The 10,820-nt window shown below is 66.4% G+C and carries 6 protein-coding genes and 1 riboswitch; of the genes, 3 read left to right on the top strand and 3 right to left on the bottom strand.

All coding sequences use genetic code 11. The annotated features are described in order from the left end of the window. Nucleotides 1–13 precede the first annotated feature (13 nt). Together N5C25_RS14075 and N5C25_RS14070 are read right to left on the bottom strand one after the other, a co-directional pair. Nucleotides 14–1,675, bottom strand: a complete 1,662-nt coding sequence (locus N5C25_RS14075) for an MFS transporter (RefSeq protein WP_005420402.1) — start codon at nucleotides 1,673–1,675, stop codon at nucleotides 14–16. 127 nt (nucleotides 1,676–1,802) lie between these two features. Then, nucleotides 1,803–3,230 carry a DcaP family trimeric outer membrane transporter gene (locus N5C25_RS14070; RefSeq protein ID WP_058979243.1) on the bottom strand — a complete coding sequence of 476 codons (1,428 nt, stop codon included), beginning with the start codon at nucleotides 3,228–3,230 and terminating at the stop codon, nucleotides 1,803–1,805. A gap of 245 nt (nucleotides 3,231–3,475) precedes the next feature. Between N5C25_RS14070 and acs the strand changes: the two genes are divergently transcribed. From acs to mntP, 3 genes are all read left to right on the top strand, one after another. Further along, on the top strand, nucleotides 3,476–5,419 hold the full coding sequence (gene acs, locus N5C25_RS14065) for an acetate--CoA ligase (protein ID WP_262214560.1): 1,944 nt from the start codon (nucleotides 3,476–3,478) through the stop codon (nucleotides 5,417–5,419). An 80-nt stretch (nucleotides 5,420–5,499) separates the two neighbouring features. Further along, nucleotides 5,500–6,165, top strand: coding sequence for a response regulator transcription factor (locus tag N5C25_RS14060; protein WP_006477308.1), 666 nt, complete (start codon nucleotides 5,500–5,502; stop codon nucleotides 6,163–6,165). A gap of 232 nt (nucleotides 6,166–6,397) precedes the next feature. After that, a riboswitch (yybP-ykoY riboswitch) is annotated at nucleotides 6,398–6,487 on the top strand. Between the two features lie 88 nt (nucleotides 6,488–6,575). Beyond that, nucleotides 6,576–7,151, top strand: a complete 576-nt coding sequence (gene mntP / locus N5C25_RS14055; RefSeq protein ID WP_279937144.1) for a manganese efflux pump MntP — start codon at nucleotides 6,576–6,578, stop codon at nucleotides 7,149–7,151. Nucleotides 7,152–7,307: 156 nt separating this feature from the next. Here the strand turns inward: mntP and N5C25_RS14050 are convergent, their stop codons facing one another. Then, nucleotides 7,308–10,754 (bottom strand): PAS domain-containing hybrid sensor histidine kinase/response regulator, encoded by a 3,447-nt coding sequence (locus N5C25_RS14050; protein ID WP_279937143.1) that lies wholly within the window; start codon nucleotides 10,752–10,754, stop codon nucleotides 7,308–7,310. Between the last annotated feature and the right edge of the window lie 66 nt (nucleotides 10,755–10,820).

Here is a 10,820-nt window from a genome sequence, read left to right as displayed (position 1 = left end):
GTGAATATCATTCTTACTTCGTGATATCCACGTTCTTGGTTTCGCGCAGGAACAGGCCGCCGATCACCACCGACATCAGTGCGATCGCAATCGGGTACCACAGGCCGTAGTACAGGTTGCCGGTACCGGCCACCAGCGCGAACGAGATCGCCGGCAGGAAGCCACCGAACCAGCCGTTGCCGATGTGGTACGGCAGCGACATCGAGGTGTAGCGGATGCGGGTCGGGAACAGTTCCACCAGGTAGGCGGCAATCGGGCCGTAGACCATGGTCACGTACAGCACCAGCAGCCACAGCATGAAGATGGTGCCGGCAATGTTGATGCGCGCACCATCGGCCTTGGCCGGGTAGCCGGCAGAGGTCAGGGCGGTCTTCAGCTCCGCGCCGAACGCATCGGCCTTGGCCTTGCCTTCTTCCTTGGTCAGGCCGGCGGCCTCATACGAGGTGACGCTGGCACTGCCCACGTTCACCATCGCCAGCGAACCGGCGGCGGCGGGCTGCACGTCGTACGGCACACCGGCCTTGGTCAACGCGGCGGTCGCCACGTCGCAGGAGCTGGTGAACTTGCGCAGGCCCACCGGATCGAACTGGAACGAGCAGGTGGCCGGGTCGGCGACGACCAATGCCGGGGAGCTGCTGCGCGCTTCTTCGATGGCCGGGTTGGCGAAGTGGGTCAGGCCCTTGAAGATCGGGATGTAGGTGATGGCCGCCAGCAGGCAGCCGGCCAGGATGATCTTCTTGCGGCCGATGCGGTCGGACAGCCAGCCGAAGAAGATGAAGAACGGCGTGCCCAGTGCCAGCGCTGCGGCGATCAGCAGGTAGGAGGTGGTGGCATCGACCTTCAGCATGCTGCTGAGGAAGAACAGCGCGTAGAACTGTCCGCCGTACCAGACCACGGCCTGGCCAGCCGCTGCACCGAGCAGGACCAGCAACATCAGCTTCAGGTTGCCGCCCTTCAGGCTGTCGCGGAACGGAGTCTTGGAGCCCTTGCCTTCAGCCTTCATCTGCTGGAACAGCGGCGATTCGCTCAGCTGCAGGCGGATCCATACCGAAATGCCCAGCAGCAGGATCGACACCAGGAACGGGATGCGCCAGCCCCAGGCCTCGAAGGCCTCGTTGCCCAGCGTCATGCGGCAGGCCAGGATGATCAGCAGCGACAGGAACAGGCCCAGCGTGGCGGTGCACTGGATGAAGCTGGTGTACAGGCCGCGCTTGTCGTCCGGCGCGTGCTCGGCCACGTAGGTGGCGGCACCGCCGTACTCGCCGCCCATCGCCAGGCCCTGGGCCAGGCGCAGGATGATCAGGATCACCGGTGCGGCGAAACCGATCGAGGCGTAGTTGGGCAGCACGCCGACCAGGAAGGTCGAGATGCCCATGATCAGGATGGTGACCAGGAAGGTGTACTTGCGGCCGATGCGGTCGCCGAGGCTGCCAAAGAAGGCCGCGCCGAACGGACGCACGAAGAAGCCGGCGGCAAACGCCAGCAGGGCGAAGATCATGCCCGTGGTTTCATTGACGCCGCTGAAGAACTGCTTGGCGATGATGGCCGCGAGCGAGCCGTACAGGAAGAAGTCATACCACTCGAAGACCGTGCCGAGGCTCGAGGCGAAGATGACCTTCTTGTGGCCCTTGGTCAGGGTGCCCGCTTTATGTGCGGTGCTGGGTGTACTGGACATGGGACGCTTCCCCTCCGAAGCAATCGTTGTTGGTGGGTGCCGACCGTTGGTCGGCACTCAATTCGGTAGATGCCGACCTTGGCCGGCACCCCATCTCGGTAGGTGTCGGCCGCTGGCCGGCACGCTCTTAGAAGCTGTACTTCGTAGTGAACTGCAACCGGGTGATGTCACCCTTGTTGCCGTTCTCCACTTCGCGACGGCCGTACATCAGCTCGGCGCCGATATCGACCTTGGGCAGCGGTGAATAGAAGATGTTGCCGCGGACGCTCTGCACGCTCTTGGTCACCAGTGGGCCGAGGATGCTGTCGTTGTCGTAGTCGCTGCGCGCGTAGATCAGGTTGGTGCGCAACTTCGGCGAGAACGCATGCCGCCAGCCGACGTAGCCGGCAAGCACGCCGGTCGGGTTGAGTTCGTCGCGGGCCACGTCATAGGCACTGTCGGCGGTGATGCCCAGGCCGATGTAGCGGGCGATGCCTTCGCCGCCGGTCAGCTGGTAGTGCAGCGAATCGCTGTCACCCATCACCCATTTGCCGCCCAGGGTCAGGCCGCCAGCCACCTTGTCGGCCTTGGCGCCGGTGGCCTGGTTGTCGACCTTCAGCTGACGGACGATGCCGCCGACACCGAAGGTGCCCCAATCACCCTTCCAGCCATAGCGCAGGGTCAGATCGGGCAGGCTGCCACGGTCGGAGTTGGCGCTGGCGTTGGTCCATGCCCCGGTGACCGGGTTGCGGGTCCCGGTGAGGGTGGTGGTTTCCGGGTTCTCCAGTGCGACACTGAAGCCGCCCTGGGTGTAGCGCACCTGCGCCTGGCGCACGAAGATCACGCCGTCGGTGGGGCCGACGAAGTCGACCGCTTCCGGCAGTGCGGCCGCGTCCATGAAGTTGGACCAGGTCTGGCCGGCCAGCCAGTTGTTCCAGTACATGTAGGCGTGGCGCAGGGTCACGCCGTAGGTGTTGGTGGCGGTCTGGTTGCCCAGCGAATTGCCGAAGAAGTCCATCTCGAAGAACGCACCGGCCTTGTTGCCCGATTCGCTGACGTTGTCGATGCCCAGGTTGAAGCGCGAGAACTTGGCGTGGGCGTTGAAATCGGTGCCCGAACGCTTGCCGCTGCCGCCAGCGCCTTCCACCGGAGTCTGGCCCGGCAGGTACAGAGAGCGGCCGGTGGCGTCGTCGGCCAGCTGGCCATCGCTGGTCTGGGTGGCCAGGAAGTCGGCCTTGATGAAGCCGCCGATCTTGACCGTGGTGCCCGGCGCCGCGCCCGGGGTGAGGGTGGTGACCTGGATCGGCTGCTTGCCGGCCGGCACCTGTGCGACCGGCTTCTGCTCGGCCTGCACCGTGCGCACTTCGGTCACGGCCTGCTGGGTCTGGCTGATCTGGGTCTGTTGTTGTTGCTGCGAAGACAGCAGCAGCTGGACCTGGCGTTCCAGTTCGGCAACGCGTGCTTCCAGTGCCTTCTCTTTGGCGGTCTCTGCGAACGCCATGCCCGGTGCGACCAGGGCGACCAGCAGGCAGGCCGCCAAAGGTGTGCGCACGGCTTTCAACGTACGGTGGCTCATGTTGCCCTCTCTCCCAAGTGGCAAGGTGATGCCGCGCGTGGGGCACGGTCGAGCCGAGACTGCGGGGCGATTATGTATAGCGGCTATTCGCCATTGGTCGAACCCGGGCCTGCAAGGCGCTCACTTTCGACCATGGTCTAACCAGGGTGGTGACGCGGCCGGGGGTGGATGGGGCAAACTGAGGGGGATCGGTCGTTGCGATGCTGCGACCGCACATACAAAGTCAACGTGCAAGTGAGGGTGCCATGGCTGATATCTACCCCGTCGATCCGCAGTTCGCCGCCAAGGCACGCATCGACAAGAAGACCTATGAACAGCAGTACCAGGCGTCGGTGGCCGATCCGGATGGATTCTGGGGCAAGGCCGCCGAGCGCCTGCAATGGATGCGCAAGCCGACGAAGATCAAGAACGTCAGTTATGACCTGTCCGACTTCCGCATCAAGTGGTTCGAGGATGGCGAGCTCAATGCCAGCGTGAACTGCCTGGATCGCCAGCTCGAGACGCGCGGCGACAAGACCGCCCTGCTGTTCGAGCCGGACGGCCCGGATGCACCGGCCCAGCATGTGACCTATCGCGAGCTGTACGAGCGCACCTGCCGCCTCGGCAACGCGCTGCGCAACCTCGGCGTCAAGAAGGGCGACCGGGTCACCATCTACCTGCCGATGATCGTCGACGCCGCGGTGGCCATGCTGGCCTGCGCGCGCATCGGTGCGATCCACTCGGTGGTGTTCGGTGGCTTCGCACCGAACTCGATCGCCGACCGCGTCAGCGACTGCCAGAGCAAACTGATCATCACCGCCGACGAGGGCCTGCGTGGTGGTCGAAAGATTCCGCTGAAGGCCAACGTCGATGCCGCGCTGAAGCTACCGGGCACGAACACGGTTGAAACCGTGCTGGTGGTGCGCCACACCGGCGGCGCGGTGGACATGCAGGCCCCGCGCGACCGCTGGTTCCACGATGTGGTGGACAGCCAGCCGTCCACCTGCGAACCGGAACGCATGAACGCGGAAGACCCGTTGTTCATCCTCTACACTTCCGGTTCCACCGGCAAGCCGAAGGGTGTGCTGCACACCACCGGCGGCTACCTGCTGTATGCGGCCTACACCCATGAAGCGGTGTTCGACCTGCGCGAGGACGACATCTACTGGTGCACCGCCGACGTCGGCTGGGTCACCGGCCACAGCTACATCGTGTACGGACCGCTGGCCAACGGTGCGACCTCGCTGATGTTCGAAGGCGTGCCGAACTATCCGGACACCTCGCGCTTCTGGAACGTGATCGACAAGCACAAGGTGAGCATTTTCTACACCGCCCCGACCGCGATCCGTGCGCTGATGCGCGAAGGCGAGGAGCCGGTGAAGAAGACCTCGCGCGCGTCGCTGCGCCTGCTCGGCAGCGTCGGCGAGCCGATCAATCCGGAAGCCTGGCGCTGGTACTACGAAGTGGTCGGCGACAGCCGCTGCCCGATCGTCGATACCTGGTGGCAGACCGAAACCGGCGGCATCCTGATCTCGCCGCTGGCCGGCGCGATGGACCTCAAGCCGGGATCGGCCACCCTGCCCTTCTTCGGCGTGCAGCCGGCGCTGGTCAATGCCGATGGCGAGATCCAGGACGGCCCGACCGAGGGCAACCTGATCATCCGTGATTCCTGGCCGGGCCAGATGCGCACGGTGTACGGCGACCACCAGCGTTTCATCGATACGTATTTCCGCACCTACCCGGGCAGCTACTTCACCGGCGACGGTTGCCGCCGCGACGAGGACGGCTACTACTGGATCACCGGCCGCGTCGACGATGTGATCAACGTGTCCGGCCACCGCATCGGCACCGCCGAAGTGGAAAGCGCGCTGGTCTCGCACCCGAAGGTGGCCGAGGCGGCCGTGGTCGGCTTCCCGCACGACGTCAAGGGCCAGGGCATCTACGCCTACGTCACCCTGGTGGCCGAAGAGGCCCCGAGCGATGAACTGCACAAGGAACTGATCGCCTGGGTGCGCAAGGAAATCGGCCCGATCGCCACGCCGGACCACCTGCAGTGGGCGCCGGGCCTGCCGAAGACCCGCTCGGGCAAGATCATGCGCCGCATCCTGCGCAAGATCGCCGAGAACGCGCCGGACCAGCTTGGCGACACCTCGACCCTGGCCGATCCGTCGGTGGTGGCGTCGCTGGTGGACGAGCGCAAGGTGCGCTGACGTACGACCCGGGGTCGGATCCCTTTCCGCAAGGAAAGGGCTCTGACCCCATCTGCTTTCCCCCACGGTTCCCCCCGACCATGACCACCCTCCTGATTGCCGATGACCACCCGCTGTTCCGCGAAGCCCTGCGTGGGGCCGTGCAGCGGGTCATCCCCGGCGTGCAGCTGTTCGAGGCCGACAGCGTGGAAGCGTTGTATGCACTGGCCGACCAGCACAACGACGCCGACCTGGTCCTGATGGACCTCAACATGCCTGGCGCACAGGGCTTCAACGCGCTGGTGCACATGCGCTCGCTGCACCCGCACCTGCCGGTGGTGGTGGTGTCCGCACGCGAAGAAGCCACGGTGATGCGCCGCGCGCTCGACCACGGCGCGCTGGGTTTCATTCCGAAGTCTGCGGATTCGGACACCATCGGCCATGCACTGGGCACCATTCTCGATGGCGAGACCTGGGCGCCGCCGGAAGCGCACAACGTGCCGCCCACCGGCAGCGAAGAACGCGAAGTCGGCCAGCGCCTGCGCGAGCTGACCCCGCAGCAGTTCCGCGTGCTGCAGATGCTGGGCGCCGGGCGCTTGAACAAGCAGATCGCCTACGACCTCAACGTCTCCGAAGCGACGATCAAGGCCCATGTCACCGCCATCCTGCGCAAGCTGGGCGTGACCAACCGCACCCAGGCCGTGCTGATGGCCGGCAAGCTGGCGATCGACGACGACGCCATCGTGCTGCCGCCGGAAGAAGATTGAGGTAGTGCCGGCCGCTGGCCGGCAATCGCCTTCAGCTCCTGAAATCACCCGAAACCGCTTCGGAAGGTGCCAAGCTTGCTTGGCACGCTCTCGCCGCTGCGCATGCCGGCCAGCGGCCGGCACTACCCGGCACCGCTGCGCTCGCGATATAGCCATCGCTATACAAACCAGCCCTGCCTGCGCGTTTCGCTGGAAATGCGCCACGCGCGAATCGCGATGCTAAGCTTCGCGTCCCCTTGGGGAGTAGCCGGATTCCTTCGCAGGAATCGTCCACGTCAACATACTCGGCCAGTGCGCCGTGGCGTGGACAACCATGATGGTTGGCGAGACCAGCGGCCCGCGCGCGCAACGTCAGGTTGGGCGCGAGCGCGAGCCGTGCGTCCGTCCTTGCCCGACCTCAGTCGCTGTCCATGTCCCCCATTTCGATCCTCCTGATCGGCTTTGCCATGTCCACCGATGCCTTTGCCGCCGCGATCGGCAAGGGTGCGGCCATGCGCAAGCCGGTGTTCCGCGATGCACTGCGTGCCGGCATCATCTTCGGCGCCATCGAGGCGATCACGCCCATCATCGGCTGGCTGCTCGGTCGTGCCGCCCTGCAGTACGTAGAGGCCTTTGACCATTGGATTGCCTTTGGCCTGCTTGGCGCGCTGGGCATCCACATGATCTACAACGGCCTGCGCCCGCATGGTGCCGACGAAGACGAAGACCCCTCCCAGCACCATGGCTTCTGGAAGCTGGCGTTGACCGGGTTCGCCACCAGCATCGACGCGATGGCGGTGGGTATCGGCTTGGCCTTCATGGACGTGCATATCGGCGTGATGGCCGCGGTCATCGGCCTGTGCACGCTCACCATGGTCACCGTCGGCATCATGCTCGGCCGTGTGCTGGGCAGCATGGTCGGCAAGCGTGCCGAGATCATCGGTGGCGTGATCCTGGTGATCATCGGCGCGACGATCCTGTACGAGCACCTGCACGGCGTGGGGTAACGCTTCCGCGATTACGTGGTTGCCGGCCAGCGGCCGGCACTACCTGACGTCACATCCACGCATGGCGTGGATCTACTGCCAGGCTGATGAAGCTCTGGTCGATGCCAGGCTTGCCTGGCATGGTTTCACGTCGTGGTTGCCGGCCAGCGGCCGGCACTACTGCGCGTCGCGCAGCGCGCCCAGGAAGGCGCGCAGCGAGGCCGGCTTGATCGGCTTGGTCAGCACGCGGTAGCCACGCTCGCGTGCCATCCGCTTCAGTTCGTCACGCCCATCGGCGGTCAGCAGCGCACCCGGCAGCGGGTAGCCGGCCGCCTCGCGCAGCGCCACCAGGGCATCAAGGCCATCCATGCGATCGTGCAGGTGGTAGTCCACCAGCATCACCTGCGGCCGCTCGGCGATCTTCTCCAGCGCCTGGTCGACGGTGGCGGCAGTGATCACCTGCACCTGCCACCGGCCCAGCAGCGCGCGCATGCCGTCGAGGATCTCCTCGTCATTGTCCACGCACAGCACGCGCAGGCCGGACAGTGAATCGCTGCGTACCGGCGCGGCCACGGCCGTGACCGGCGCAACCGGCTCGGTGTAGCCAAGCAGCGGCGCCACCCGCGGCAGGATGATCGAGAACATCGATCCCTTGCCGACCCGGCTGCGCGCATTGAGCCGGTGGTCGAGCAGGCGCGAGATGCGCTGGCAGATCGACAGGCCCAGGCCGAGCCCCTGCTCGCCCCAGTCGAACGGCTGCTGGTAGCGGTGGAACTCGTCGAAGATCTGCCGCATGTGGTGCTCGGGAATACCGGGACCGGTATCCCACACCTGCAGCTCCACTTCGTCGCCGCGCTGGCGTACCGCCAGCACGATGCGGCCCTGCCGGGTGTAACGCAGCGCATTGGCCAGGAAGTTCTGCAGCACGCGTCGCAGCAGCCGGCGATCACTGCGCACCCAGGCCGGGCGCGCGAACAGGTCCAGGCGCAGGCCACGACCGGCGGCGACCGGGGTGTACTGCGCGGCCAGCTCGCGCATCAGCGCGCTCACGTCGAACTCGCCGATCACCGGGTGCAGGCCACCGGCATCCAGCCGCGACACGTCCAGCAGGCCATCCAGCAGTTCTTCGGCAGCGCGCAGCGACGCGTCCACGCGTTCGGCCAGATGCTTCTGCTCGTCGCTCACGTGATCGCTGTCGCGCAGCGCGGACGCAAACAGGCGCGCGGCGTTCAGCGGCTGCAGCACGTCGTGGCTGATCGCCGCGAGGAAGCGCGTCTTCGACTGCTGTGCGACCTCGGCCTCATGCGAGCGCTCGGCCACGCGCTGTTCCAGCGTCTCGTTGGCTTCAAGCAGCGCCTTTTCGGCGTGCTTGTAGTCGGTGATGTCGTTGTAGCTGGTCACGTAGCCGCCGCCGGGCAGCGCCTGGCCGCGCATCTCGATCACCTTGCCGTCGCTGCGGGTGCGCTCGAACACGTGCGGCGAACCGGCGCGCATGTAGCCGATGCGGCGGTTGATCTGCACTTCGATATCGCCCTCGCCCAGCTCGCCGCGCTCGGCGTTGTAGCGGATCAGGTCGGCCACCGGGCGCCCCACGTAGAGCATGCCGTCGGGGTAACCGAACATGTCCTGGTAGCGGCGGTTCCACGCGGTCAGGCGCATGTCCGGATCGACCACGCTGACCCCGGCGCTGATGTTCTCCAGCGTGGTCGACAGGATCTCGCGGTTGAAGCGCAGTTCCTGCCCGGCTTCGTCCAGTACCGCCACCACTTCACCCAGGTCCATGCCCGAGCCACGCAGCAGGCTGGTGAGCAGCAGGCGCGCCGATGCCGCACCAATCGAGGCGGCCAGCAGCCGTTCGGTGAACTGTACCCAGGGGCGGTCCGCAGGCGCCGAGGACTGAAGCTCGCGCCCCAGCGACTGTGCCTGCTCGAAAAACGAACGCCGCGCGTGGCGCTCTCCGACCACGCGCGAGGCCAGTGCCAGCAGGTCGCCCACATGCACGTGGCCGGGCCAGCCACCGGCCACCGACGGGCGCTCGGCATACGGGTCGAGGAACGGCGCGGCGCGCAGCCGCTCGTCCACACCGGGGCGCCAGCGCGCGGACACCAGCATCATCGTCGCCGCGTTGACCAGCAGCGACCAGAACGTGCCGTGGGTCAGCGGATCCCAGCCGGTCATGCCGAACAGCTGCTGCGGACGCAGCCATTCGATGCCGAACGGACCGTGCTGCACCCAGCCGGCATCAACCCAGCCGGCCATGGTCATCGCCGGCAGCAGCAGCGTGTACAGCCAGGTGGCGAAACCGAGCAGCATGCCCATCTCGACGCCACGCCGGCTGGCACCACGCCAGTACAGGCCGCCGATCAGGCCCGGTGCGAACTGCGCCACCGCGGCGAACGCCATCAGGCCGTACGAGGCCAGCGTGCTGTCGTTGCTGCTGGTGCGGTAGTAGCTGTAGGCCATCAGCGCCAGCAGCAGGATCGCCAGGCGGCGGATCCACAGCACGCGCGAGGCAACGTCGGCCGCCTCCTGGTGGTCGCCGCTGCGACGCAGCAGCACCGGCATCACCAGGTCATTGCTGACCATGGTGGCCAGCGCGATGGACGAGACGATGACCATCCCGGTGGCGGCCGAGAAGCCGCCCACATAGGCGATCAGTGCCAGCGCGTTGCGGCCTTCAGCCAGCGGCAGGGCCAGCACCATCGAGTCGTCGGCGACGCTGCCGCCGGTGCCGAACAGGGTCACGCCGGCGGTGGCGATCGGCAGCACCATGCCCGAGATCAGCACCAGGTAGCCGCCGAACATCCAGCGCGCGCGGCGCACGTCGCGCACATCGCCACACTCGACCACGGCCACGTGGAACTGGCGCGGCAGGCAGATGATGGCGAGGAAACTGAGCAGGGTCTGCGAGATGAAGCCCACCGGCGGCAGGCCGGTGAACAGCGTATGCACCGACTCGACCACCGCGTCGGTGCGATTGCTCAGCCAGAGGTAGGCGAACACGCCCACGGCCAGCATCGCCAGCAGCTTGATCACCGATTCGAAGGCGATCGCCAGCATCATGCCGTGATGGTGCTCGGTGGCATCGACCTGGCGGGTACCGAACAGGGTGGCGAACAACGCCATCAGCAGCGCCACGTACAGCGCCGGGTCGGTGAAGAAGCCGGTAGGGCCGGTGTTGCCGGTCAGCACCTGCAGGCTCATCGCCACCGCTTTGTACTGCAGGGCCAGGTACGGGATGATGCCGATCAGCGCGATGATCGCCACCAGTGCCGCCAGCCGCCGCGAGCGGCCGAAGCGCGAGGAGATGAAATCGGCGATGGAGACCACGTTCTGGCTGCGCGCGATCAGCGCCAGGCGCTCGATGATGCGCCAGCCGAACAGCAGCAGCAGCAGCGGGCCGATGTAGATCGGCAGGTAGCCCACGCCGTTGCGCACGGCGGTGCCGACCGCGCCGTAGAAGGTCCACGACGAGCAGTACACCGCCAACGCCAGGCTGTAGACCACCGGCCGCAGCCACGGCCGGTCGGGATACATCGGCCGACGGTCGCCCCACCACGCCACGCCGAACAGCAGCGCAGCATAGGCAACCGAGACCAGCAGCAGGATCCAGCTGGAGACCACGCGTGCGTTTCCGTCAGGACAGGGGTCAGTAGATCACGACCGCTGGTCGTGCGGGTAGGTCATGGC

This window comes from Stenotrophomonas sp. GD03958, assembly GCF_029839005.1.
Lineage (GTDB): Bacteria > Pseudomonadota > Gammaproteobacteria > Xanthomonadales > Xanthomonadaceae > Stenotrophomonas > Stenotrophomonas hibiscicola.
Note: the sequence above shows the minus strand (reverse complement) of the source record. Positions and strands in the feature narration are given on the sequence as shown.

Coding starts and splice junctions, on each gene's coding strand:
- N5C25_RS14075 (WP_005420402.1), bottom strand. CDS start 1,675: ATGTCCAGTACACCCAGCACCGCACATAAAGCGGGCACCCTGACCAAG.
- N5C25_RS14070 (WP_058979243.1), bottom strand. CDS start 3,230: ATGAGCCACCGTACGTTGAAAGCCGTGCGCACACCTTTGGCGGCCTGC.
- acs (WP_262214560.1), top strand. CDS start 3,476: ATGGCTGATATCTACCCCGTCGATCCGCAGTTCGCCGCCAAGGCACGC.
- N5C25_RS14060 (WP_006477308.1), top strand. CDS start 5,500: ATGACCACCCTCCTGATTGCCGATGACCACCCGCTGTTCCGCGAAGCC.
- mntP (WP_279937144.1), top strand. CDS start 6,576: ATGTCCCCCATTTCGATCCTCCTGATCGGCTTTGCCATGTCCACCGAT.